Annotated in this window: 19 protein-coding genes and 1 pseudogene; 12 read left to right on the top strand and 8 right to left on the bottom strand. The window is 69.8% G+C overall.

Going from position 1 to position 24,091, the window contains the following annotated elements:
- Nucleotides 1–42 precede the first annotated feature (42 nt).
- The 3 genes from D1832_RS00460 to D1832_RS00450 all read right to left on the bottom strand — a co-directional run bounded on the left by D1832_RS00460 (nucleotide 43) and on the right by D1832_RS00450 (nucleotide 5,493).
- Entirely contained in the window at nucleotides 43–1,860 is a 1,818-nt protein-coding gene (locus tag D1832_RS00460; RefSeq protein ID WP_118912156.1) for a BCCT family transporter, read from the bottom strand.
- 332 nt (nucleotides 1,861–2,192) lie between these two features.
- On the bottom strand, nucleotides 2,193–3,701 hold the full coding sequence (locus D1832_RS00455) for an AI-2E family transporter (RefSeq protein ID WP_241510792.1): 1,509 nt from the start codon (nucleotides 3,699–3,701) through the stop codon (nucleotides 2,193–2,195).
- 136 nt (nucleotides 3,702–3,837) lie between these two features.
- Nucleotides 3,838–5,493: a DEAD/DEAH box helicase gene (locus tag D1832_RS00450; RefSeq protein ID WP_118912324.1), complete on the bottom strand. Its 1,656-nt coding sequence runs from the start codon at nucleotides 5,491–5,493 to the stop codon at nucleotides 3,838–3,840.
- A gap of 202 nt (nucleotides 5,494–5,695) precedes the next feature.
- Between D1832_RS00450 and D1832_RS00445 the strand changes: the two genes are divergently transcribed.
- On the top strand, nucleotides 5,696–6,409 hold the full coding sequence (locus D1832_RS00445; RefSeq protein ID WP_241510791.1) for a ferritin-like fold-containing protein: 714 nt from the start codon (nucleotides 5,696–5,698) through the stop codon (nucleotides 6,407–6,409).
- A gap of 79 nt (nucleotides 6,410–6,488) precedes the next feature.
- On the opposite strand, the gene D1832_RS00440 is transcribed toward D1832_RS00445, so the two are convergent.
- From D1832_RS00440 to D1832_RS00430, 3 genes are all read right to left on the bottom strand, one after another.
- Nucleotides 6,489–6,767, bottom strand: a complete 279-nt coding sequence (locus D1832_RS00440) for a GlsB/YeaQ/YmgE family stress response membrane protein (protein WP_118912155.1) — start codon at nucleotides 6,765–6,767, stop codon at nucleotides 6,489–6,491.
- Nucleotides 6,768–6,987: 220 nt separating this feature from the next.
- Nucleotides 6,988–7,209 carry a DUF3107 domain-containing protein gene (locus D1832_RS00435; RefSeq protein WP_118912154.1) on the bottom strand — a complete coding sequence of 74 codons (222 nt, stop codon included), beginning with the start codon at nucleotides 7,207–7,209 and terminating at the stop codon, nucleotides 6,988–6,990.
- A 93-nt stretch (nucleotides 7,210–7,302) separates the two neighbouring features.
- Nucleotides 7,303–7,938, bottom strand: a complete 636-nt coding sequence (locus tag D1832_RS00430; RefSeq protein WP_118912153.1) for a TetR/AcrR family transcriptional regulator — start codon at nucleotides 7,936–7,938, stop codon at nucleotides 7,303–7,305.
- A 93-nt stretch (nucleotides 7,939–8,031) separates the two neighbouring features.
- Between D1832_RS00430 and D1832_RS00425 the strand changes: the two genes are divergently transcribed.
- From D1832_RS00425 to D1832_RS00410, 5 genes and pseudogenes are all read left to right on the top strand, one after another.
- Nucleotides 8,032–9,216, top strand: coding sequence for a ThiF family adenylyltransferase (locus D1832_RS00425; protein ID WP_118912152.1), 1,185 nt, complete (start codon nucleotides 8,032–8,034; stop codon nucleotides 9,214–9,216).
- Nucleotides 9,213–9,560, top strand: coding sequence for an MGMT family protein (locus tag D1832_RS00420; protein WP_118912151.1), 348 nt, complete (start codon nucleotides 9,213–9,215; stop codon nucleotides 9,558–9,560). The genes D1832_RS00425 and D1832_RS00420 overlap by 4 nt, the downstream gene beginning before the upstream one ends.
- Nucleotides 9,561–9,596: 36 nt before the next feature.
- A pseudogene (locus tag D1832_RS16060) lies at nucleotides 9,597–9,959 on the top strand (UvrD-helicase domain-containing protein); the annotation flags it as partial.
- 185 nt (nucleotides 9,960–10,144) lie between these two features.
- Complete coding sequence (locus tag D1832_RS00415) at nucleotides 10,145–12,802, top strand: ATP-dependent DNA helicase (RefSeq protein ID WP_241510790.1); 2,658 nt, start codon at nucleotides 10,145–10,147, stop codon at nucleotides 12,800–12,802.
- A complete protein-coding gene (locus tag D1832_RS00410; RefSeq protein WP_241510789.1) occupies nucleotides 12,799–16,269 on the top strand; it encodes an ATP-dependent helicase in 3,471 nt (1,156 codons plus the stop codon). The genes D1832_RS00415 and D1832_RS00410 overlap by 4 nt, the downstream gene beginning before the upstream one ends.
- Before the next feature lie 16 nt (nucleotides 16,270–16,285).
- Here D1832_RS00410 and D1832_RS00405 read toward each other — a convergent pair whose 3' ends face one another.
- The gene (locus D1832_RS00405; RefSeq protein WP_118912149.1) at nucleotides 16,286–17,440 is read right to left on the bottom strand and encodes a phosphotransferase; all 1,155 of its coding nucleotides are present in this window, start codon (nucleotides 17,438–17,440) and stop codon (nucleotides 16,286–16,288) included.
- Between the two features lie 41 nt (nucleotides 17,441–17,481).
- Here D1832_RS00405 and nudC point away from each other — a divergent pair, with 41 nt between their 5' ends.
- From nudC to D1832_RS00385, 4 genes are all read left to right on the top strand, one after another.
- Nucleotides 17,482–18,423 carry an NAD(+) diphosphatase gene (nudC, locus tag D1832_RS00400; RefSeq protein WP_118912148.1) on the top strand — a complete coding sequence of 314 codons (942 nt, stop codon included), beginning with the start codon at nucleotides 17,482–17,484 and terminating at the stop codon, nucleotides 18,421–18,423.
- A gap of 20 nt (nucleotides 18,424–18,443) precedes the next feature.
- Complete coding sequence (locus D1832_RS00395) at nucleotides 18,444–20,564, top strand: ATP-dependent DNA helicase UvrD2 (protein ID WP_118912147.1); 2,121 nt, start codon at nucleotides 18,444–18,446, stop codon at nucleotides 20,562–20,564.
- A 160-nt stretch (nucleotides 20,565–20,724) separates the two neighbouring features.
- Complete coding sequence (locus tag D1832_RS00390; RefSeq protein ID WP_118912146.1) at nucleotides 20,725–20,967, top strand: hypothetical protein; 243 nt, start codon at nucleotides 20,725–20,727, stop codon at nucleotides 20,965–20,967.
- Nucleotides 20,968–21,119: 152 nt separating this feature from the next.
- Nucleotides 21,120–21,395, top strand: a complete 276-nt coding sequence (locus D1832_RS00385; RefSeq protein ID WP_118912145.1) for a WhiB family transcriptional regulator — start codon at nucleotides 21,120–21,122, stop codon at nucleotides 21,393–21,395.
- A 41-nt stretch (nucleotides 21,396–21,436) separates the two neighbouring features.
- Here D1832_RS00385 and D1832_RS00380 read toward each other — a convergent pair whose 3' ends face one another.
- Nucleotides 21,437–22,099, bottom strand: a complete 663-nt coding sequence (locus tag D1832_RS00380) for a hypothetical protein (protein ID WP_047310291.1) — start codon at nucleotides 22,097–22,099, stop codon at nucleotides 21,437–21,439.
- A 155-nt stretch (nucleotides 22,100–22,254) separates the two neighbouring features.
- On the opposite strand from D1832_RS00380, the gene D1832_RS00375 reads away from it, so the two are divergent.
- A complete protein-coding gene (locus D1832_RS00375; protein ID WP_206609324.1) occupies nucleotides 22,255–22,902 on the top strand; it encodes a M48 metallopeptidase family protein in 648 nt (215 codons plus the stop codon).
- 141 nt (nucleotides 22,903–23,043) lie between these two features.
- Nucleotides 23,044–24,030, top strand: coding sequence for an NAD(P)H-dependent flavin oxidoreductase (locus D1832_RS00370; RefSeq protein ID WP_118912144.1), 987 nt, complete (start codon nucleotides 23,044–23,046; stop codon nucleotides 24,028–24,030).
- The last annotated feature ends 61 nt before the right edge of the window (nucleotides 24,031–24,091 follow it).

Raw genomic sequence — 24,091 nt, 5'->3', positions numbered from 1 at the left:
CGTGGTTCCCGGGCGACGGCGTTGCTCGAGTCTCGGGGCCGATCAGACGTCGTGACGCGGCGGCTGCCCCTTCGGGCGAACACGCGGACGTCGGGGCGTCTCACCGGGCACACGCGTGGCACGGCTGTCACCCGTGGCGACCTCGGTGGCGAGCGTCGAAACCCTCTCGGCGTGCTCGGACGGCACGGCGACGAGGCTGATGTCGTCACCGCCGTGCGTCTTGACGCCGCTGATGACGGCCTTCTCGATGAGGTCGCGTCCCTTCTGGGCGCGCAGCATCATCGGGTCGGAGTGCAGCTCCCGCACGAGCGCGACGCACATGAGCACCATGACGATGACGAACGGCAGCGAGCTGACGATCGTGATGTTCTGCAGGCTCGTGAGAGCGGCCGACGAATCTCCTTCGGCCAGGCCGGCGAGAAGCATGACGGCGGCCACGGCGCCGGTGGCGGCACCCCAGAAGATGACGACCCAGCGGCTCGGCTCGATGCGGCCACGCTCGCTCAGCGTGCCCATGACGATCGAGGCCGCGTCGGCGCCCGAGACGAAGAACACGGCGACGAGCACCATGACGACGACCGTGGTCACACCCGCGAGCGGGAAGTGGTCGAGGACGTCGAACAGGGCCGCGTTCGAGTCGACGGTGAAGACACCCTCGACCTTCTTCGCGATGTCGTGGGTCTCACGCTGCACGTCGATGGCCGTGCCACCGAAGATGGCGAACCACACGAGCGAGACGAGCGACGGCACGAGGAGAACGCCGGTGATGAACTGGCGGATCGTACGGCCACGCGAGATGCGCGCGATGAACATGCCGACGAACGGGGTCCAGCTGATCCACCAGGCCCAGTAGAAGACCGTCCAGCTCGCGAGCCAGTCGTGCATCGGCTGCAAGCCGGTGGCCTGGCTGCGCGACGCCATGAAGGGCAGCTGGTCCATGTAGTCGCCGAGGCCGGTCGGCAGCAGGTTGAGGATGAAGGCCGTCGGGCCGACGACGAACAGGAACACGGCGAGCACGAGGGCGAGCACCATGTTGAAGTTCGACAGGTACTGGATGCCCTTCTCGACGCCGGAGACGGCCGAGAAGATGAAGCAGATCGTCAGGATGACGATGATCGACACGAGTGCCGTGCCGCCGACCTTGTTGACCCAGCCGTTCTTCTCGAGGCCCGCGGCGATCTGCAGGGCACCGAGGCCCAGCGATGCGGCCGAACCGAACAAGGTCGCGAAGATCGCGAGACCGTCGATGACCTTGCCGACGGGTCCTTCGGCGCGGCGTCGTCCGATGAGCGGAACGAACGTCGAGCTGATGAGCTGGCTGCGCCCCTTGCGGAACGTTCCGTACGCGATGGCGACACCGACGACGGCGTAGATCGCCCACGGGTGAAGCGCCCAGTGGAACATCGTCGTCGCCATGGCGACCTGGAGGGCCTCGGGGCTCTCCGCCCCGGCACCGCTACGCGGCGGCGGGGTGACGAAGTGCGTGAGCGGCTCGGCGACCCCGTAGAACATGAGGCCGATGCCCATGCCGGCGCTGAACATCATCGCGATCCACGAGGTCGTCTTGAACTCGGGCTTCTCGTTGTCGTGACCGAGCGGAATGTTGCCGTAACGGCTCGCCGCCAGCCAGATGGCGAAGATGACGAAGCACGTGGCGAACAGGATGAACGCCCAGCCCATCGAGTCCATGACCCACCCGAGGGCGGTCGAGGAGCCCGACGACATCGTCTTGGGCGAGAGAAGACCCCACGCGACGAACGCGATGGCGAAGGTAGCCGTCACGCCGAAGATGATCTTGTCGAGAGTGCCCTTGTGGACGGCCTCGTGCTGGGGAATGGGCTCGTCGACGCCGACGAGCATTTCGTGGGACGAGTGCGCGGTCGACGAATCCGACGACGTGCCCTCGTCCGAGGTTGTGTGCTGCTGCGAAACGCTGTCAGGTTCCGCTGGTGGTGTCGTGTCGGACACGCGGAACCTCCCGTATCGGCCCCTTGCGGGCGCCTACTTTTCGTACTCGGACAACCGCTTTCCCCCGAAGGAAGGGAGACCGGTAACCGTGTGAGCCTACCGGGGGCCGTGACGCATAGCGAATGAAATCAGTTAAGCCGCCCCGTCAGACGGGTCACGTCCGAGCACGAAACGCCCCCGCCGTCGGAAGCGAGACCGAGGACGGGGGCGTGACCGACATGCGTTCAGCGCCGGAAGCGGCGGCGCAGTCCGCCGACGACGGACCGGGCGCGGTCGGAGGGTGCGGAGCCGTGCGGAATGACCTCCGACAGCGTGCTCTTCTCCCCGTCGTCCGCGGCTATCGCGGCACGTGATTCGGCGCCGATGCTGGTCTCCTTACCCCGCGCCTTCCGGTCGGCGAGGCGCCGAAGACGCTCCGTGCGCAGGGCCGCGGTGCGCCCCCGGTCGGTGCGGTACTCGAGATCGTCGGCGCTGATCGTGCCCGCCCGCAGGTCGATCTGCTCGCCCACATAGCGGAAGAGCACGGCGATCGTGGCGACGACCGGAACGGCGAGGAAGCCACCGACGACGCCGTGGCCCTCCGAGCCCGCCGCGATACCGAGCAGGACGAGCACGGGGTGCAGCGACATCGAGCGGCTCTGCAGCATCGGCTGGAGCACGTGGCCCTCGATCTGCTGCACGGCCACGATGATGCCGAGCACGATGAGCGCCGTCGTCGGACCCTGCGTCACGAGGGCGACGAGCACCGCGAGAGCACCCGCGACGAACGCACCCACGATCGGGATGAAGCCACCGAGGAAGGTGATGACACACAAGGGCAGGGCCAGGGGCACGTCGAGGATGACGAGACCGATTCCGATGAAGATCGAGTCGATGAGGGACACGATCGCCTGGGTGCGGATGAAGCCCGAGAGCGTGTGCCACGCGCGGGTGAAGACCTCGGTGAGGTGCGCGCCGGTGCGCTCACCCGTGACCAGACGCACCCACGGCAGGAATCGGTCACCGTCCTTGATGAAGAAGAAGGACAGGATGAGGCTCAGCACGAGCGTCACGAGGACACTGCCGACCGTCGTCACACCGGAGAACACTCCGGACGCGATGACGTCACCGGACTTGGTGATCTTGTCGTTGATCGTGCCGACCGCGTTGTCGATCTGTTGTTGCGGAACGTTGAACGGCGGGCCCTGGACCCACTCCTGAACCTGTGAGACACCCTGGGTCGAGCGGGTCGCGAGTTCCGGAGCCTGGTTCGCGACCGAGGGCACGATGGCGGAGATGACACCGCCGAGGATGCCGAGGGCGCCAAGGATCGAGAGGAAAGCCGCCAACGCCGGAGCACAGCCGCGTCGACGAAGCCACGCCGTCGGCGGCCACAGGACCGTGGCGATGATGAGGCCGAGGATGAGCGGCAAGATGATGACCCAGAACGGCGCGAGCGCGCGTCCGAGCAGGTAGAGCGTGACGATGACGACGCTGATACGTAGTGCCCAACGCGACATCGAGGCAAAGCCCGACGCGAGGATCTGCGAGCGATCGGCCATGGGGCCGTTCTCCGGCTCGTTCTCGTCCTGACTCTCACGGCGCGCATCGAGGTTGCGTTCGTCGAAGTTCTGGTCGCCGCTGTTGCGGCTGTCGTCCTGCTGGGGCGGAGCGTCCGCGTCGGCGTCGAGTGGCCTGGAATCGTCCGGGTTTGTAGCCGGCATCTCGTCGTCCTGGCGCTTGGTTGGCGTCATGGGTGGGCGACCTTTCGTGGCAGTGTCTTTGGGCCCACAGTAATGGGCGTGCGGTGCCGCCCGCGAGGTGGCGGAGCGGGGTGTCGCACGATGCAAAACAGGGTGCACCCCAAAGGATGCACCCTGTTTCGACCGATTAGTTCTGGTCGGCCGGCGGCGTGTTCGCGCCGCCCGAACCACCGCGCGTGCGGCGACGACGTCGGCGCGGCTGGCCGTCGCCGGAACCCTTGGAGGAGTCGGCTCCGTTGCTCTCACGGCTCTGACGGTCACCGCCACGTGGGCGATCGCCGTTCGAGCGGGAGCCGCCTCGGCCACCTTGGCCGCGGCCACCGGAACGGTTGTCGCGACCGCCACGACCACCGGAACGCTCGCTCGAGCGCTCACCGCCGGAGCGGCCCGTCTCGCCGAGGTCCTCGACGCGCTCTGCGCCGAGTCCTTCGCGGGTGCGAGCCGACTTCGGGAGCTTTCCCGTGGCGTTCGTCGGGATGTCGAGATCCGTGAAGAGGTGCTCGGAGCTCGAGTACGTCTCCTGCGGGTCCGGGATGCCGAGGTCGAGCGCCTTGTTGATGAGCGTCCACCGGTGCAGGTCATCCCAGTCGACGAGCGTGATGGCGATACCGGTGTTGCCCGCGCGGCCCGTGCGGCCGATGCGGTGGACGTAGGTCTTCTCGTCCTCGGGGCACTGGTAGTTGACGACGTGCGTGACGTTTTCGACGTCGATGCCGCGCGCGGCGACGTCGGTGGCGACGAGGACGTCGACCTTGCCCGCACGGAAGGCGCGCAGGGCCTGCTCGCGAGCGCCCTGGCCGAGGTCACCGTGCAGCGGTGCTGCCGCGAAGCCGCGCGCGTTCAGCTCGTCGGAGACCTTGGCGGCGGTGCGCTTCGTGCGGCTGAAGATGATAGTGAGGCCACGGTCCTTGGCCTGCAGGACGCGGGCGAGGAGTTCGACCTTGTCCATGGCGTGTGCGCGGTAGACGATCTGCTCGATGGCAGCCACCGTCTCGGCCTCGCTCGCGTCGTCCTGCATGGCGCGGATGTGCGTGGGCTGCGTCATGTAGCGGCGCGCCAGCGCAACCACGGCGCCGGGCATCGTCGCGGAGAAGAGCATGGTCTGGCGGGCGGCCGGCGTCATCGCGAGGATCTTCTCGACGTCAGGCAGGAAGCCGAGGTCGAGCATCTCGTCTGCCTCGTCGAGCACGAGCCCACCGACGTACGACAGGTCGAGGTGTCCGCGGGAGGCGAGGTCGATGAGGCGACCGGGCGTACCGACGACGACCTCGACGCCACGCTCGAGGGCTTCGATCTGCGGCTCGAACGCGCGGCCACCGTAGATCTGGACGATACGGATACCGCGGCGCTTGGCAGCAGCCTCGAGGTCGGAGGCGACCTGGACGGCGAGCTCACGGGTCGGCACGACGACCATGGCCTGCGGCTTGCCCTCGGGTGCCGGGACGGGGGAGTTCGACGTTTCGCCCTTCACGGTGACGCGGGCGAGGAGCGGGACGCCGAAACCGAGCGTCTTTCCGGTGCCGGTACGGGCCTGGCCGATGATGTCGTGGCCCGAAAGGGCCACGGGCAGCGTCATCGCCTGGATGGGGAAGGGGTGGACGATGCCCTTGTCGGCCAGGGCCGCCACGATGTCGGGGTGGACCCCGAAGTCGGCGAACGTCTGGGTGGCGATGGGCTCGGCGGGGGCCTCGGCCTCGATGGAGGTGATGCCGGCCGAATCGAGTTCGGCCGCGCTCGGCTGGGTCTGGGTCACGATCGTGCTTCCTGTCGGGCCCCGGGGCATGGTTGCCACGCCGGGGCGAAGGAGGGCCGATCGGAGGTCTTCTCGTTCACTGCGCTCACGCGGGGAACGACCTTGGGTGGACCTTGGGGGCGGCGGAGGGCCGACCTCGGTCGCGGCATCGTGGCCGACCGGGCACCTGCTGTCCATTTCAGTGTACTCGCCGCGCGACGAAGCAGTGGCTGCGGGCGATAGCATCGCCTTCATGAGCGACTCCGTGACGCCCGCGCCCGCCACTGCCGTCCTGCGCACCCTCGACGACCCGGACTACCGGGCCGGGGTCGTGGATCTTCTGAGCGTCATCGCCTACGGCGAGCTCTCCGGAGCCTTCGCCACCGTCGACGACGCCTCGCGTGCGCCGCGCCTCGACCACAAGCTGGCTCTCGCCCGCATGGCCCGGATGGACTTCGACCACTACGAGGAGCTCGCTGCTCGGCTGCGCGAGATCGGCGCCGAGCCCGAATCCTCGATGGAGCCTTTCACGGCCGCCATCGACGAGTGGCACCGCCGCACTCCGCCGGCCGACTGGTACGAGGGCCTCATGAAGGCCTATGCAGGCAGCGCTATCGCGAACGACTTCTACGCGGAGATCGCCCGCTACGTCGACCCCGAGACCCGCGCACTCGTCGAGCGCGCGGTCGGCGCTGACGAGCAGGATGCCTTCGTCAAGCAGGTGCTCGCCGAGGCGATCGCCGAGGATCCGCGCCTCGGCTCGCGTCTTGCGCTCTGGGGGCGCCGACTCGTCGGCGAGGCGCTCAGCCAGGCCCAGCGTGTGGCGGCGTCCCACGACGCCCTCACGGCCCTGCTCGTCGACGACGGCTCGGGCGTCGGCGCCGACCTCGCCGAACTGACGCGCATGTTCGAGCGGCTCACGACGAACCACTCCGAGCGCATGCAGGCGTTGGGGCTGACGGCCTGACGCCGTGTGGTGACGCAGACGAAGAGAAGTCCCCCGCAACCGTGTGGTTGCGGGGGATTTCTCGAATGCGAACGCGAAATCAGACGCGCGTGCCGTTCTTACGGCCCATCACGGACAGGTAGACCGTGATGAGGACCGCGGCGACGATGACGCCGAGGATCAGCGCGATCCAGTCGATGCCGTTCGTGCCCGACTTGCCGGAGATGGCCGTGTAGAGCCACGAGCCGGCAAGGGAGCCGATGGCGCCGAGCACGATCGTCATGAGGATCGAGATGTTCTGCTTGCCCGGCAGGACGAGGCGCGCGAGCGCGCCGATGATGATGCCCGCGATGATGGCGCTGATGAGCGTACCGATCATGATGATCTCCTTACAGTGCTGGCTGGGGCTGGTGTCCCCAACGCTTCTGTGCTCACTTAAGCGAACTTTCAGCCCACTTTCAACTATCCACCCGTGCGGGTGTGCTATCCCGTCGCCGTCTCGCGGGTCGTCGTGAGGCGCGTGCCGTCATCGAGTCTCGACACGGCGAGGCGCCGCCTTTCCCAGGGGAAAGCGGCGCCTCGCGCAGGGTTGGGATCACTCAGCCGCCGAAGCCGACGCGGCCCTTCTGCTCGGCTGCGATGTCGACGTAGGCGAGGGCGGTGGCCGGAACGGTGACCGAGTGCCCCTTCTCGTCGGTGAGCGTCAGCGGCGTGCCGGCGCTGAGAGCCGCGGCGACCGCCTCGCGCACGGCCTGGGACGACTCGTTGGACTCGATGACGATCTCTCGTGCGACGTTCTGAACGCCGATGCGGACCTCCATGGCCCCTCCTCGTGTGTCTCGGTGAATGGTGACGTGGTCGGCGGACGACTCGTGTACGCCGTCGACCGCCGACGGCCTGTTGAGGTCAACGCCTCAGCGCGTGATTTCATCCCCGGCGGTCTTCGGGAAACCGGTGAGGCCGCGCCAACCGAGGATGCCGACGATGCGCGCTGCCTCCTCGCGGGGGATGGGTTCATGCTGGGCGATCCAGTAGCGCGCCACGACCTGGGACATGCCGACGAGCGCGACGGCGACGAGCGTCGCCTCCGCCTCGGGCAGCCCGGTGTCCTCCCGTACGACTTGCGCGACGATGTCGGCCGTGTCGGCGAGGCTGCGTTCGACGCGCTCGGCGACAGCGGGCTCGTTCGTCAGGTCGGACTCGAAGACGAGGCGGAAGCCTGCGTCCTCACGCTCGACGAACTCGAAGAAGGCCCCGACGGCGGCGGCGACACGTTCGTTGTTGTCGGTGGTCGACTCGACGGCCTTGCGCACGAGTTCGGGGAACTCGCGGGTGTGCTGGTCGAGCAGCGCGAGGTAGAGGTCGAGCTTGCCGGGAAAGTGCTGGTAGAGCACGGGCTTGCTGACGTGCGCCCGCTCCGCGATCTCGTCCATCGCGGCGCTGTGGAACCCCGACTCGACGAACACCGACTGCGCGGCCTCCATCAACTGGGCTCGCCGGGCCGAGCGGGGCAGACGTCCGCGCTTGGTGGGGTCGTCCGTGCCGGTCATCGGGTGAACTCCTTCGTCGGCGGTCATAAGCTGGGTGTGACTTTAGCGCCCCGCCCCGCCAGAGCGGGCGGCAGCTAGCGGGAAGGAACATCTGTGGCATCGTCGCGACCACTCGACCCGGGTGAGCGCCTGCGTTACGCGCGCCACCTGACGCTGCCCGGTGTGGGCGAGACGGGGCAGCGTGCGCTGCGTGACGCACGGGTCCTCGTCGTCGGCGCCGGAGGTCTGGGGGCGCCCGTCGTCTCGTACCTAAGCGCGGCCGGGGTCGGGGTCATCGGTGTCGTCGACGACGACGTGGTGGAGCGTTCGAACCTGCAGCGGCAGGTCATCCACACCGAAGCCGGGGTGGGCGAGGCCAAGGTTTCCTCCGCGGCGCGGTTCGCGTCGCAGCTCAACAGCGGAGTGACGATCATGGAGCACCGGGTCCGCCTCGACGCCCGGACTGCGCTCGAGATTCTTCCCGAGTACGACGTCGTCGTCGACGGGAGCGACAACTTCTCGACGCGTTACGTCCTCAACGACGCGTGTGTCGCGTTGCGCCTTCCCTTGGTGTGGGCGTCGATCTCGCAGTTCTCGGGCCAGTTCGGGGTGGTTGTTCCGGGCGTCGGCCCGTGTTATCGCTGTTTGTTCCCGCACCCGCTCGCGGACGGGGAGGTGCCGGACTGCGCCGTCGGCGGCGTGCTCGGCGTGTTGCCGGGTGTCGTCGGCACGATGGAAGCGGTCGAGGTGATCAAAATCATCACCGGCGCCGGGGAGGTGGCCCGCGACGGGGTCTGGCTCTACGACGCGCTCTCGACGAGCCTGACGCGGTTGCCGCTCGCGCGTGACGCGCAGTGCGTCGTGTGCGGTGACGGGGACCAGCGTCTGTTCGAGGGGCTCGACGAAGCCGGGCGGGGGAGTGACGTCGGGGCCAGTGGGGCCGAGGTGGGCGAGGTGTGCGAAATCGATGCTGCGGAGCTGGCTGCGCTCGGTGACCCGTTCGTCGTCGATGTTCGGGAGCAGACGGAAGTGGACGCATCGCCCGTTCCCGCAGGGTGGGGTGAGGTCGTGGTCCGGCCGCTCAGCGCGTGGGAGTCGTCGACGGGCCGCGAGCTCCTCACCGCGGCACAGGGCCGTGACGTCGTGACGGTCTGTGCGGCAGGATCGCGTTCGGCCCGGGCCGCGCGGGTGCTGCTCGATGAGAGTCGCGAGCAGACGGGACCGCGGATCATGTCGCTCGCCGGTGGCCTGGCCGCGTGGCAGGAACACGCGGAGCCGACTTCTCGTGAGGTCGGATGAGCGCAGCAGGCGGGACATCTCGATCAGAACCTCGTCCGCACGAGAGGGCGCGTGAGGAACTGCGCGAGCGCGTCGTCGAGGTCGTCCACGACGTGCCCGAGGGCGCCGTGACGACCTACGGCGACATCGCCGCGGTCGTCGGAACCGGCGCCCGACAGGTCGGCCGCATCATGAGCGAGGGCGATGCGGCCTGGCCGTGGTGGCGCGTCACGAACGCCGCGGGTCGCCTTCCGGAGCACCTGCAGGCGGAGGCGCTCGCGGCCTATCGCGAGGAAGGAACACCGATCCGCGGTGATCACGCCGATCTGCGTCGCGCGCGATGGCGGCCCGGGTTCGACGAATGACGCGTCGTCGCGCGGTTGTCGGTGGCTGGTGATGGGATGACGCACATGTCGACGCCACCGCTCCAGCTCCGCTCGATGCCGCGCGCCACACCCGGCGGCGACCCCGCGGCCGCCATGCTGTTCGATGCGACACAGCAGGCGGTGCTCGACGCGGACGACCGAGTGCTGCACGTCGTGGGCGCGCCGGGTACGGGCAAGTCGACGCTCGCGGTGGAACTCGTGGCTCAGGCAGTCCGCGACGGCCTGGCCCCGGACGCCTGCGTTCTGCTCTCGCCCACGCGCACGCTCGCCGGCGAGCTGCGGGCCAGGGTGACCACGCGCGTCGGAGGTACATCGAGCGAACCGATCGCCCGAACGCCGCAGGCGCTCGCCTTCGGCATCCTGCGCGCCCGCGCCGCTCTTGAGGGGCTTCCCGCGCCGCGGCTGCTCGCCGGGCCGGAGCAGGACGTAGTGATCAAGGAGTTGCTCGCGGGACACCGCGCCGGGCTGGGCCGTGTGCCGAACTGGCCCGCCGATCTGAGCGAGGCACTGCCCACCCGCGGCCTGCGCAACGAACTGCGTGACCTGCTCATGCGTGCCGTGGAGTGGGGCCTTTCGTCGGACGAGCTGGTGGCACTGGGCCACGAGCACGGCGACCCGAGTGGTGTGCCGCGGCGAGCGTCCTCGACGAGTACGACGACGTCACGGCGCTGTCGCGCCCCGGGGCGTTCGACCCGGCGTGGATCCTCGGCGCGGCCGCCGAGGCGCTCCGCTCGAGCGACGACCTGCTCGCCCAGTACCGCTCGCAGTTCTCGCTCGTCGTCGTCGACGATGCGCAGGAGCTCACCCGCGCAGGCGTCGTCTTCCTCCGAACGCTCGTCGGGGCAACGCAACGACTCGTGCTCATCGGAGACCCGGACGTCACGGTGCAGGGCTTCCGGGGAGCCGACCCGCGCTACATGGCCGAGGTCGCCGAGGATCACGGCGCCACGCGGCGTCTCACGCTCGGCGTGGGGCATCGCGCGCCGCGCGCCCTGGCGGCCGTCCGCGAACGCGTCAGCGCCCGTATCGGTGCGGTCGACGGTGCGGCGCACCGCAGCGTCACCACGCGACCGGGCGGCCAGGTCGACGTCGCATTGCTGCGTAGCGCCTCGCAGGAGGCAGCGCACATCGCCGGTACGTTGCGCCGCTCCCACCTCGTCGACGGGGTGGCCTGGCGCGACATGGCGGTCATCGTGCGCGGCTCCGGCATGACCACGGCGCTGCGTCGGGCGCTCAATGCCGCCAAGGTTCCCGTCGCCATCCCGCCCGCCTCACTCGCGCTGCGAGACGAACCGGCGGTACGTCCTCTCCTGGCCGCCCTCGACCTCGTCACTGCGGGGGAAGAGACGGTGCCCGGTGACCTCGCGCTCGATCTGCTCACCTCCCCGCTCGGCGGTGCGGATCCGGTCGTCCTGCGGCGGCTGCGGCGTGCGCTGCGGCGCGAGGAACTGGCACTCGGTGGCGCTCGCACCTCCGACGAACTACTCGGTGCTGCGCTGTTCGAGCCCGTCCTGCTCGCGTCGCTCGGCCCGGAGGGCACCCCGGCTCGTCGGGTGGCGCGTGTCCTCGACGCCGGACGAGCCGCGTTCGCCCAATCCGGTGAGTCCGGCGACGCGGAGCACGTGCTGTGGGCCATGTGGCAGGCCAGTGGTCTCGCCGAGCCGTGGGAGGCGAACGCCCTCAGCGGTGGCGTGGCCGGCACTCGAGCCGACCGTGACCTCGACGCCGTCGTCGCGCTCTTCGGGGCAGCGGCCACGTACGCCGACCGGTTGCCCGGCGCCGCGGTACGCGACTTCCTCGACCACGTGCGCGGCCAGGACGTTCCCGGTGACCGCCTCGTCGCGGCGGCGCCGGACGACGACGCCGTCGCGCTGCTCACGCCGGCCGGCGCGGCCGGACGCGAGTGGCACACCGTCGTCGTCGCCGGGGTTCAGGAGGGCGTCTGGCCGGACCTTCGGCTGCGTGGTTCGGTCCTCGGCTCGGAGGAACTCGTCGACATCCTCGCGGGCCGTGGCCGTTCGCTGGCCGCGCGTCAGGCCGCTGTGCGGTACGACGAGACACGGCAGTTCGCCATGGCGGTCAGCCGCGCGCGCGAGAACCTCCTCGTCACAGCGGTTCGTGACGACGACGAACAGCCGAGCGTCTACCTCGACATCGTCGACCCGCTCACCACGTCGGCCGGAGCGGACGCCTTGCGCGAGTTCACCTCGGTGGCACGCCCCATGACGTTGGCGGGTGTCGTGGCGGAGGCGCGCCGGATGCTCGCCTCCACCGACGAGATCGAACGAGACGAAGCCTCCCGGCGCCTCGCCCGCCTCGCCGCAGCCGGTGTTCCGGGCGCTGACCCGAGCAGTTGGTGGGCCCTCGTCGCCCAGTCCGACGACCGACCGGTGCGCGCCCCTGAGAGCGTCGTGCGGGTGAGCCCGTCCAAGGTGGAGAGCTTCCACCGCTGTTCGCTCAACTGGCTGCTCACGACGAACGGTGCCTTCGGCCCTTCGATCGGAGCAAGCATTATCGGCACCCTCGTCCACGAGATCGCGCAGGAGTTCGCCGACACCGATCCCACCGCGATGCAGGCCGCGCTCGACGAACGCTGGCCACGTCTCGGGCTCGGCCAAACCTGGCTGGCGAGGGTCGCCAAGGAACGAACGAGTGGCATGATCGGCCGGCTCGAGGGCTATCTCGCCGACGCGAAGGCAGACGGTTGGTCCGGCGCCGGAGTCGAGCGGCCCTTCAGTGCCGTCATCGGCCGGGCCAAGATCTCCGGCATGGTCGACCGGCTGGAGAGCCACGACGGCCGCGGCCTGCGCATCATCGACTATAAGACGGGCGGGTCCAAGCCCAACGATGCCGAGGTGGTGGCGCACCCGCAGCTGGCCGCCTACCAGGCCGCGCTCGAAGCGGGAGCCTTCGGTCCGGGCGTGACGAGCGGCGGCGCCGCACTCGTTCAGCTCGGTAAAGCCGCGGGCGACAGCAGCCGAAGTCCCGCCAAGCTCCAGGTGCAACCGCCCCTCGTGGCCGACGAATCCCGCCAGGATCCGGCCGGGGACGAGGCTTCGACCGAAGCCTCCGTCGGAACGAGCGCCTGGGCGCGCGACCTCATGGAACGCACCGCCGACGGGATGGGCGCGGCTACGTTCCGCGCCGCCATCAACCCGGGATGCACGATCTGCCCGGTCAAGAGTTCCTGCCCTCTCCAGCCGGAAGGACGCACGCTGTGAGCGACATCCCCACCGAGCCCGCCACGGCTGCGTCGAACGGTCGGCGGTACGTCAGCGCGGACGAGATCGCGGACGCCTTGGGGCGCTACCGGCACACGCCCGAGCAGAAGGCCGTCATCGAGGCTCCGCTCGAGCCCCTGCTCGTCGTGGCAGGTGCGGGCTCGGGCAAGACCGACACGATGGCCTCACGCGTCGTGTGGCTCGTGGCGAACGACATCGTGCGTCCTGCGCAGATTCTCGGGCTCACCTTTACGCGCAAGGCAGCGGGTGAGCTCGCCGAGCGCATCGGGCAGCGCCTGCGCCTGCTCGAGGCGAGCGGGCTGTGGAAGCCACAGGCCGACGAGGACGGCACCGAAGGCCTCGGCGAGGCGCCCACCGTTTCCACCTATAACGCCTACGCCGGGCGCATCGTGAGCGAACACGGGCTGCGCCTCGGCATCGAACCCGACTCCCGGATGCTCTCCGAGTCGGCATCCTGGCAGTTCGCCCACGAGGTCGTGGCCTCGTGGGACGGGGACATGTCCGACATCACGGTGGGTGAAGCGAGCGTCAGCGCGGGGGTTCTCGCCACGAGCGGCGAACTCAAGGAACACCAGCGCGACGTCGACGATCTGCGCGCCTACTACGAGGGCCTGCTCGCAGGCCTCGAAACGATCCCGTACGCACCCCGCAAGCGCAGCCTGGGAGACGCTGGAAAGGCGCTGCGGATCAAGGCCAAGGGACATCTTCAACTGCTTCCGCTCGTCGAGGGTTATACGCGGCTGAAGGCCGAACGCTCGGCCCTCGACTTCTCCGACCAGATCGCCTTCGCGGCGCGATTGGCGGAGCGCTTCGAGCAGATCGGGGAGGGGGAGCGTCTGCGTTACCGCGCGGTGCTGCTCGACGAGTTCCAAGACACGAGTGCCGCGCAGATCAGTTTCCTCGCCTCGGTCTTCGCGCGCGGTGAGCAGCGTCCCGGCGTCATCGCCGTCGGTGACCCGCACCAGTCGATCTTCGGTTGGCGTGGCGCGAGTGCCACGACGCTCGCCTCGTTCCGTCAGGAGTTCGCTCTGCCGGGTGAGGACGTGACGCCGGTGGCGTCGCTGTCGACGTCGTGGCGCAACGACCAGGCCGTCCTCGATGTGGCCAACGTCGTGGCGGCGCCCCTCACCCAGGCTTCCCGTGTTCCGGTCGAGCCGCTGCGAGCGCGTCCTGACGCCGGGCCGGGCGCCGTGCAGGCGGCCCGCCTCGAGACGGATGTCGAGGAGGCGCGCTACGTCGCGCGGTGGATCGCGGAACGACGTGCCGTCGTCAATGCCGACGGGCACGAGCGAACAGCAGCCGTCCTGTGCCGCAAGCGCTCTCAGTTCGTCCCGGTTCTCGAAGCCCTCGACGCCGAGGGCATCCCGGCCGAAGCCGTCGGCCTGGGCGGCTTGTTGCAGACCCCCGAGGTCGTCGATCTCGTCTCGATGCTCTGGGTCGTCGACGATCCGGGTCGAGGTGATCACCTCATGCGGCTGCTCACCGGTCCGGCCATGCGCCTGGGCCCGGCCGACCTCGACGCCCTCGGCACGTGGGCCCGTGAAGTGCACGAGCGTCAGCGCGAGGAGGCCGCTGCAGCGCTCGCGCGTGCCGCCGAATCCGCCGGCAGCGCAGGGGAGGGCCAGTCCCCGGGCCGTTCGGAGGGCGAGGTGTCACCGGGTCTGCTCGCGCCGGTGGCGCGCCGGGAGGCAGATCTCGCCGAAGGCACCCGCGACGACATCAGCCTCGTGGAAGCCATCGGTGAACTGCCAGACGAATCGTGGCGTGGGCGGGACGACGAGCGCTTCTCGCCGGAGGCGTTGGTTCGGCTGGCGGGCTTTCATACCTCCTTGAACCGACTTCGTCTGCTCACCGGTTTGCCGCTGGCCGACTTCGTGGGTGAGGCCGAGCGAGTGCTCGGACTCGACATCGAGGTGCTCGCGCGGCCGGGGCACGATCCGTCGACGGCGCGCGCTCACCTCGACGCGTTCGCCGACGTCGCCGGTACCTTCTCGGCGCAGGCGGAGCGTCCCACGCTCGGAGGGTTCCTCGACTGGCTCGATGCTGCACGTGAGGAGGAACGTGGCCTGGAAATGCCGGCCATCGAGGTGAACCCCCGGGCCGTTCAGGTGCTCACCGTGCACGCGGCCAAGGGCCTCGAGTGGGATGTCGTCGCCGTGCCCGGCCTCGTCGAGGGTTCCTTCCCCGGGCTCGACGGGCGAACGCAGGCGGCCGGCGACGAGTGGGCCTTCTCGCAGCACAAGGTCAAGGGTTGGCTCTCGGGCCTCGCGAGCATCCCGTACGACCTGCGCGGCGACCGAGGCGGCCTTCCCGCGTTCGACTGGCGAACCGCCGCTGACTCGGACGACCTCAACGACCGTTACGGCGTCTACCGGGAGGCGGGCCAGGCTCACGAGCGTGTCGAGGAACGGCGCCTGGCGTACGTCGCGTTCACCCGCGCTCGCTCGGAGATGCTCCTCACCACTGCGCCGTGGACGAGCGGGAGCAAGTCGCCGCGGTTGGCGTCGAGCTTTCTCGAGGAGGTGATCGCCGCCGACCTCGCCGAGGTGCTGCAGTGGTCGCCGATGCCGCCCACGCTCGTCGACGGAGAACCTCCGACGAACCCCCTCGAGGAGAACGCGCACGAGGTCATCTGGCCCGTCGACGCGATGGCCGATCACCGCGCAGCCATGACGCCTGGTGCCCGCCTCGTCGAGCAGGCGCGCGAACGTCTCGCCGAGGGCGAGGACCTCGAAGCACCGGGTCAGGCCGGCCTGCCGCTCGAAGGCACCCCGGAGGACCGCGACCTCGAGGTCGAACTCCTTCTCGCAGAGCGCGCTCGTGAGCGTCGGCGTGAGGATCGTTCGGTCGTGCTTCCCTCCCACCTGTCGGCCTCGGCCGTCGTCGCGCTCGCGAGCGATCCGGCCACGTTCGCGCGGCGCCTGCGTCGACCCATGCCGAGCGAGCCGGCGGTCGCCGCGCGCCGCGGTACGGCGTTCCACGCCTGGGTCGAGCAGCACTACGGCTCGGCTGCGCTCGTCGATGTCGACGAGCTGCCCGGATTCTTCGACGAGGAACCGGCCACCGATGACGCCCTGCCGCGCCTGAAGGAGAACTTCCTCGCGAGCGAGTGGGCCGCGCGCACCCCGCTCGATCTCGAGGTCTCCGTCGAAACGGTCGTGGCGGGCTACGCCATTCGCGGTCGCATCGACGCCGTCTTCGCGCGCGCCGACGGTGGCGTCACCGTCGTGGACTGGAAGACAGGCGCCCGCCCGGACGCTGCGACGTTGCGCCAGCGCAGCCTTCAGCTCGCCACGTACGCCCTCGCGTACGCGCGCCTCAAGGGGCTCGACCCGGCCATGGTCGACGGGGCGTTCTTCTACGCCGCGAGCGGAGAGACGTACCGCCCGCTGATGCAGACCCAGCGTGAGATCGAGGAGTTGCTCGTCACCGCCACCGAGGGGTGACGGAAGCCGAGCGAACTCAGCTTCCGCGTTGTGGCAGGCGGGTCTTCGGGGTGTCGGCGTCCACGCGGGTGGCACCCGTGGAGGTGGCTCCGTCCTCGGCCGGGGCGTCGCCCTCGGCGCGCGCCACCCGCACCGGAATCTCCACGGTGAGATCGTCGTCCGGGGCGAGGTCGCCCTCGCCGACCGACTCGATGTCGGCGGGGTCGAGGGGAGCTTCGAGGTCGATCGGCTCGATGCCTGCACGGCGCGGCGGCGGAACGAGGCTCGTGTCGTCCTCCACGTCGAAAGCGAGCTCTTCGAGAGCTTCCGCGTGGTACTCGACCAGTTCCTCTTCGCCCATCGTGCGGCTCGCGAGCAGTGCGTAGGCGAGTTCCATCTCGCCCATGAGGCGGATGCGTCGTTCGAGGTAGCTGTCGGGACGGTCGGAGCGCTCGGCGGCGTACGCCTCGAATGCGGTGTCGAACGCCTGTTGCGGGGCGTGTGTCCACAGGAGGGAGAAGTCTCGGGCCGGGTCCGCCACGCCGGCGTGCTCCCACCCGGTGATCGCGCTGACCTCACCCTCGTCGACGAGAACGTCCTCACCGCGCAGCGGGCCGTGCGTCACGCACGTGGAGAAACGCCAGAGCTCGGGCGCCTCGAGAGCCTCTTCCCAGCGGGAAAGCAGCGCAGACGGTACGCGCTTGGTGTCGGCCGCGCGATCGAGATCGGCCAGCAGACGCTGGCGGTAGGTCTCGGCGTCGTAGCTCGGAAGCCCCGCCTCCTCGACAACACGCGGATCGACGTCGTGAAGCTTCGCGAGGGCGACACCCACGGCGCGCGCCGCCGCGGTGCGTCCCTGCAGGTCGTTCCACTCCAGGGCGTTACCGCGTGGCTGGGCGTAGACGGCGACCGCGGGCCCTTCCTTGGGGCGGGCCGAGCCCTCGACCCGCGGAAGGTCGAACGCAAGGCGGCGGTCGAGGAGCTGGACGAGCGCGTCCGAGGCAGCGAGTTCGGCACCCGCGGCACCCGTCAGGGCCGAGCGCACCACCCAGACACGGCCGTCCTGGCCGGTGACGTGGGCGCTCTGGTAGACCGCGCCGGCAGGCACGGCGAGACCTTCGACCTTGACGGGGCGGATGCCGGGCACGGCAGCGTCGGCGAGGGCAGCGAGAAGGACGGGGGAGCGCAACACCCCTTCACCGTATGTCGGACCCGCCGCCTACGCTGGGAGGCATGCCCGACGCCACGCCTTCTTTGCCGAATCTCCTGTTTGCGTCGTCGGAGATCGACCGTGACGCAGCGGCCCGCGCCGGGCACGGTTTCGTCCGGGGTCTGCTGCAGGACGCCTCGACGAAGGTGCTCGAGGTCTTCGGTGACCGCACGGCGCTGGACGGGCGTGCGCTCGGGTGGCGGGCGCCCTCCGCAGCCGACCTCGACTGGTACGAGAACGAGGGTGTCGTGCTCTACCTGGGGCGCGCGGGTGAGTCTGCTCGCCTCGCGCTTCTGCGCCCGGCCGACGACTCCCGCGAGGATCTGCTCACGCTCCGTCATGTGGCCCTCGACCTCGACCACGACGACCTGGCGGCCCTGACGACGGCCGTTGCGCTCTCGCACTGGCACGCCACGCACGGGCACTGCCCGCGTTGCGGTGGCGCCACGTTGCCGCGTCAGGCGGGATGGGTGCGTTATTGCCCGAACGACGAGTCGTTGCACTTCCCGCGCACGGACCCCGCCGTCATCATGGCCGTCGTCCACCCCGGTGAGGGCCGGGACGACGAGCGCATCCTGCTCGCCCGGGGGCCGCGCTGGAAGGGCCCGCACCGATCGGTGCTCGCGGGCTTCGTCGAGCCCGGCGAATCGTTCGAGGCCGCCGTCGCACGGGAGACCTTCGAGGAATCCGGCGTCGTCGTCGACGACGTGCGCTACCTCGGTAACCAGCCGTGGCCGTTCCCGGCCTCACTCATGATCGGTTTCGTCGCCACGGCTCGCACGACAGCGCTGACACCGGAGGACGGCGAGATCGAGGAGATCGGCTGGTACTCGCGCTCCGACATCGAGCGCGGCCTCGCCGAGGGCACGCTGCGGTTGCCGGGGCGCATCTCGATCGCCCGCTCCCTCATCGAGCACTGGTACGGCGCCGAGTTGCCCGACGGCGTCGAAGGGGGCGCCGCGTGAGCTCCGTCTCCCCAGGGGCGATGGATGCCGACGCCGTACTCGAAGGGCTCGACCCGGGGCAGCGCGAGGTGGCCGCGAACCCGCTCGGCCCCATGGTCGTGCTCGCGGGTGCCGGCACCGGCAAGACCCGCGCCATCACGCACCGCATCGCCTACGGCGTCCACTCCGGTGCGCTCGTCGGCCAGCGCACCCTGGCGGTCACGTTCACGGCCCGGGCGGCCGGTGAGATGCGCACGCGACTGCGCGACCTCGGCGTCCCACAGGTCGTGGCCCGCACCTTTCACTCGGCGGCCCTGAAGCAGTTGCAGTACTTCTGGCCCCAGGCCATCGGTGGAGGCGCCCCCGAGGTGATCAAGACGAAGGGCAGCATCGTCGGCGAGGCCGCCGGGCGCCTGCGCCTGCAGATGGACCGCACTGCCCTGCGTGACGTGGCCTCCGAGATCGAGTGGGCCAAGGTCTCGATGCTCACTCCGGAGACCTACCCCGTCGCCGCTCGACGAGCCGGACGTCAGCCGGCCGACCTCGACCTGACGGCCATGGCGCGGCTCCTCGACGCGTACGAGGACATGAAGTCCGCGCGCAACGTCATCGACTTCGAGGACGTGTTGCTGCTCATGACCGGCATCCTCGCCGAGCGCGAGGACATTGCCCGCACCGTGCGCGATCAGTATCGCCACTTCATCGTCGACGAGTACCAGGACGTCAACGCAGTCCAACAGCACCTGCTGTCGCTGTGGCTCGGCGAGCGCAAGGACCTGTGCGTCGTCGGCGACCCGGCCCAGACGATCTACTCGTTCACCGGCGCATCGCCCAGTCATCTGCGCACGTTCGCGTCGAAGTTCGAGGGCGCGAAGCGCGTCGAACTCGTGCGCAACTATCGCTCGACGCCGCAGATCGTGACGCTCGCCAACGAGGTGATGAAGAAGGCCGACCGCGCGTTCGGCAGCGTGACGCTCCAGGCCCAGCGCGGGTCCGGCTCGACGCCGCGCCTCGTCACCTACCCCGACGATGCGGCCGAGGCGCGCGGCGTCGTCGAGGACATCCGCGCCCTTCTCAAAGTAGGGGAGAAGCCGAGCACCATCGCCATCCTCTTCCGCACCAACGCACAGTCCGAGGCCTTCGAGACGGCACTCGCGGATGCCGGCGTGCCGTACCAGATCCGCGGGGGCGAGCGGTACTTCAACCGTGAGGAGGTCCGTCGGGGCATCCTCCTGCTGCGCGGTGCAGCGCGTAGCGACGACGGCTCCAAGCCCCTGCCCGACACCGTCGCCGACGTCCTCATGGGCGCCGGGTGGTCGCCACATCCGCCGGCTGCCGGGGCCACCCGCGAGCGGTGGGAATCGCTGCAGTCGCTCGTGGAACTGAGCAAGGACGTCGCGCGCACCGTGCCCGGGGCCCAGGTGCGTCAGTTCGTCGCCGAACTCGACCGTCGGGCCGCGGAACAACACGCGCCGAAGGTCGAGGGCATCACGCTCGCCTCCCTGCACTCGGCCAAGGGGCTGGAGTGGGATTCGGTCTTCTTCGCCGGTGCGAGCGACGGGCTGCTGCCGATCATGATGGCCACGACGCCCGAGGCGATCGAGGAGGAACGACGCCTCATGTACGTCGGCATCACGCGAGCACGCAAGAACCTGTCCCTGAGCTTCGCGCTGGCCCGTCACGAGGGCGGACGGGCCACCCGTTCGCCGTCCCGTTTCCTCGACGGCACCGGTTCGGTACTGGAAGGAGCGGCCGCTGCGCGCCGTCCGGGCGCTCGCAGCACCCGGACGAGCAAGCCGCTCAAGGCGGCGAAGTGCCGCACCTGTGGCCGCGATCTCGACACGGCCGCCGAGCGCAAGATCGGGCGCTGCTCCGAATGCCCGGCCACCTACGACGAGGGGCAGTTCGAGGCGCTCAAGACGTGGCGACGTGGCGCCGCGCAGCGCGACAAGGTGCCAGCCTTCGTCATCTTCACCGATGCGACGCTCGTCGCCATCGCCGAGACGCGTCCGACGACGCCGGCGGGGCTGCGTGCCATCTCCGGTGTGGGCACCTCGAAGGTGACGAAATACGGCGCGTCCGTGCTCGCAGTCCTCGCCGGCGCCGACCCGGAGGCAGAGGTCGAATCGCCGAGCGCGTTCGGGGAGTTCGACCCGGCCTGACGCGGATTTCGGGGCCGCGAGAAATCTCCCCGTTAATTCGGTTGCCCGCTTCTCGACGGCCCGACTACTGTGTTCTCACATCACGGCGGATGCCTCGCATTCGCGTGAGTAGGACCGAGAAAGCTCCGCTCGCCGAGCGGACCGACCAGGGAGGTGCCTCATGGACATCATCACCACGATGACGTCGTCCGCCTCCCTGCGCGCTGCCCGCGAGGCCTGCGGTACGGGTTTCACCTTCGATCTTTCGGGGTACCCGTCTGCCCTGGGCCACGCCGACGCTGAGCGCACCGGCGTCGTCGCCGCACAGAAGCTGAACATCGCTTCGGCCGGTGCGCGCGGCTACGGCAAGCGTCGTCCCCACCTTTCTCGGTTCTCCCCGCATCCGCTCGGGGGTCTGGTGTAGTCACACATCAGCCTTCGAAGCGAAGCCGCGAGATCCGAAACCCGGGTCCGCGGCTTCTTTCGTGTCGATGAGATGTCGACACGTCGAGCCGGTGGACCCGCCCGAGACACATCGCCCGATGAGCGGGCGTCATCCGTGAAGCGAGGAACACCATGACCGCATTGTTCGAAGACCTCATACCCGTGGCGGCGGCCCAGGTAGAGACTCCCTGCGCCACCGCCGACCCGGAACTGTGGTTCGCGCAGCAGCCTGCCGACGTCGAGTTCGCCAAGGCTCTGTGCAGCACCTGCCCCGTCGTGCGGGCGTGCCTGGCCGGTGCCAAGGAGCGCGAGGAACCGTGGGGCGTCTGGGGCGGTGAGCTGTTCGAACGCGGCGTCGTCGTGCCGCGCAAGCGTCCGCGCGGCCGCCCCCGCAAGAACGCGGCGTGATGCCGTCACCGGTGACCGCGGCGGTCTGCGTCCGACGGGGCTCAGGCCGCCCGGCGGCACGAGGCGGTGCACGACCAGAGGCGGTGCTCCACCTGGGGCGCCGCGATGTCGAAGGTCAGGCTCATCGAAAGGGCGTTGACGTTCGACGCCGTGAACGAGCGGACGAACAGGCCGGCGGCTCCGGCAGCGAAGGCGTGCAGCGCCGGAGCGACCGGAGTCTCCGGTCTGACCGTTGCCGCGGCGAAGGCGGGGTGGACGCAGTCGGGACACGGCCCACCGGCGCCCGCGACGGGGCCGACCGTGACGGTGCGTGAGGTGAAGGCCAGAGGAAGGACGGCCGGTCGAGGCCCGATCAACGGCCCCGGCAGATCGGGCACGTCCCCGATCGCTTCGTAGCGCCACGGCAGAGCGCCGATGAGCAGGTCGGGGGCGGGCACGGGACGCCGTCCGTCCCACTCGCCGACGGCGTCGACGAGGCCGGCCACGACGGAGACGACGGGGCGCACGAGAGCATCGGGGCCGGTGACGAGAACGCGGCACGGTCGCCGGACGGGAGCGGCGAGTGATTCGGCAAACTCGTGCCACGCGCGGACGGCCGCGTCCGGTGCGCGCCTCGAGCGCTCGGGGTCCTCGGGCACGAGGTGGCGCAGGGCTCGCCGTTCGGCGACGTGCGGGGTGGGGGTCGTGCCGCTGGGCTGGGACATGCTCGCTCCTCGTGCCTGGCCACCGTCTCCTGGGCGTGGCTTGGTCGACTCAGCGTGCCTCGCGTGTCGGGAAGCGAGTCCGCCGTTGTCCACAGCCGTCGCGGTTGTGGACAGGAGCCGGAGCGTTGTCAGCACTCTCCACTAGCGTTCACGTCATGACCAGCTCGAGCGATCGGCGCCCCACCCACCTCACGATCGACGACCAGCCCGTGGAGATTCGCCGTAGCAGCCGCCGTAAGCGCACCATTCAGGCGCGCTTCGAGGACGGTGTCGTCGTCGTGTTGGCGCCTGCTTCGATGTCGGCGCGGGAGGAGCGGCGCGCCGTCGAGGATCTCGTCCGGCGAGTGACGCGCAAGAACCGCTCGGCGCGCAACGACGACGCCCTCATGGAGCGTGCGACACAGCTCAGCCGCACGTACGTTCCCGGCGCGCCGGTCCCCTCGTCGGTGCGGTGGGTCTCGAACATGACGAGCCGCTGGGCCTCCTGCTCACCCGCCGACGGTTCGATTCGCCTGTCCGACGCCATCGTGGGTATGCCCGCCTACGTCGTCGACGCCGTGCTCCTGCACGAGGTGGCGCACCTCGTGGAACGCGGTCACGGCGTGGCGTTCCAGACCATCGTTCGCGCCGACCCGAAACACGATGTGGCGCAGGCGTATCTCGCGGGGGCGTCGTTCGGAGCACGCCGCACCGCCGATGCGCTGCCTCAGCACGGCCTTGACGACGACAACAGTGAGCGAGCCGCGACCGATGCCCACGCGACGTCGTCGCCCGGTGACGACGCGCCCTCGGTCGTGCGCTGACCACTTCCTCGCGGGTCTCAGAGCTCGTCCGGGGCATCTCGGGTCGTGGGCAGCGGCGACCAAACCGTCCGGCTTCACCCTCGTGGGTCGCGGTTTTCCGGCACGCTGGGGGCACGTACCCGACGAGAGGAATTGCTAGGCATGCGTACACGGTTCACCGAGCTTCTGGGCATCGAGCACCCGGTGGTTCAGGGCGGCATGATGTTCGTCGGACGGGCGCCCCTCGCAGCTGCGGTCTCCGAGGCCGGTGGCCTCGGCATCATCACCGCCCTCACCCAGCCGACGCCGGCCGAGCTCGTCCGGGAGATCGAGGCCGCGCGTGAACTCACGGACAGGCCGTTCGGCGTCAACCTCACGATCCTGCCGAGCATCAACCCGCCGCCGTACGAGGAGTACCTCGACGCGATCATCGAATCCGGTGTGACGATCCTCGAGACGGCCGGCGCCAACCCCGAGCCGTTCATGCCCAAGCTGAAGGACGCCGGCATCCGCGTCGTGCACAAGTGCACGAGCGTGCGGCACGCGCTCAAGGCGGAGCGCATCGGTGTCGACGCGGTGAGCATCGACGGCTTCGAGTGTGCGGGCCACCCCGGCGAGGACGACGTGACGGGGCTCGTGCTCGTACCCGCCACCGCCGACGCGCTCAGCATTCCGTTCATCGCCTCGGGCGGTTTCGCCGACGGACGCGGGCTCGCGGCGGCGCTCTCCCTCGGCGCGCACGGCGTCAACATGGGCACCCGGTTCATGTGCACGACCGAGTCGCCCATCGCCGACGGCGTGAAGAAGGCGATCGTCGACGCCACGGAGCGCGACACCGAACTCATCTTCCGCCCGCTGCGCAACACGGCCCGTGTGGCGAGCAACAGCATCAGTCGCGAGGTCGTCCAGATCCTCGAGGACGGAGGCAAATTCGCCGACGTTCGCGATCTCGTTGCCGGTTCGCGCGGCAAGAGGGTCTACGAGGACGGCGACCTCGAGGCCGGTATCTGGACGGCGGGCATGGTGCAGGGCCTCATCCACGACATCGTCCCCGCCGGCGAGATCGTGACGCGTACGGTCGCCGAGGCGGAGAACATCCTGCGCCGGCTCACGGCGACCTTCTCTCTCGATGCCGAGGCGCACAGCTGACGCCCCGAACGCATCAGCCCGCCACCTCCGCGTGAGGTGGCGGGCTGAGCTTCGTGTCGGC

The sequence above is a fragment of the Dermacoccus abyssi genome (assembly GCF_003515945.1).
Lineage (GTDB): Bacteria > Actinomycetota > Actinomycetes > Actinomycetales > Dermatophilaceae > Dermacoccus > Dermacoccus abyssi.
This window is presented reverse-complemented; position numbering and strand designations above follow the sequence as displayed.

Coding starts and splice junctions, on each gene's coding strand:
- D1832_RS00460 (WP_118912156.1), bottom strand. CDS start 1,860: ATGCTCGTCGGCGTCGACGAGCCCATTCCCCAGCACGAGGCCGTCCAC.
- D1832_RS00455 (WP_241510792.1), bottom strand. CDS start 3,701: ATGACGCCAACCAAGCGCCAGGACGACGAGATGCCGGCTACAAACCCG.
- D1832_RS00450 (WP_118912324.1), bottom strand. CDS start 5,493: ATGCCCCGGGGCCCGACAGGAAGCACGATCGTGACCCAGACCCAGCCG.
- D1832_RS00445 (WP_241510791.1), top strand. CDS start 5,696: ATGAGCGACTCCGTGACGCCCGCGCCCGCCACTGCCGTCCTGCGCACC.
- D1832_RS00440 (WP_118912155.1), bottom strand. CDS start 6,767: ATGATCGGTACGCTCATCAGCGCCATCATCGCGGGCATCATCATCGGC.
- D1832_RS00435 (WP_118912154.1), bottom strand. CDS start 7,209: ATGGAGGTCCGCATCGGCGTTCAGAACGTCGCACGAGAGATCGTCATC.
- D1832_RS00430 (WP_118912153.1), bottom strand. CDS start 7,938: ATGACCGGCACGGACGACCCCACCAAGCGCGGACGTCTGCCCCGCTCG.
- D1832_RS00420 (WP_118912151.1), top strand. CDS start 9,213: ATGAGCGCAGCAGGCGGGACATCTCGATCAGAACCTCGTCCGCACGAG.
- nudC (WP_118912148.1), top strand. CDS start 17,482: ATGCCCGACGCCACGCCTTCTTTGCCGAATCTCCTGTTTGCGTCGTCG.
- D1832_RS00395 (WP_118912147.1), top strand. CDS start 18,444: ATGGATGCCGACGCCGTACTCGAAGGGCTCGACCCGGGGCAGCGCGAG.
- D1832_RS00390 (WP_118912146.1), top strand. CDS start 20,725: ATGGACATCATCACCACGATGACGTCGTCCGCCTCCCTGCGCGCTGCC.
- D1832_RS00385 (WP_118912145.1), top strand. CDS start 21,120: ATGACCGCATTGTTCGAAGACCTCATACCCGTGGCGGCGGCCCAGGTA.
- D1832_RS00380 (WP_047310291.1), bottom strand. CDS start 22,099: ATGTCCCAGCCCAGCGGCACGACCCCCACCCCGCACGTCGCCGAACGG.
- D1832_RS00375 (WP_206609324.1), top strand. CDS start 22,255: ATGACCAGCTCGAGCGATCGGCGCCCCACCCACCTCACGATCGACGAC.
- D1832_RS00370 (WP_118912144.1), top strand. CDS start 23,044: ATGCGTACACGGTTCACCGAGCTTCTGGGCATCGAGCACCCGGTGGTT.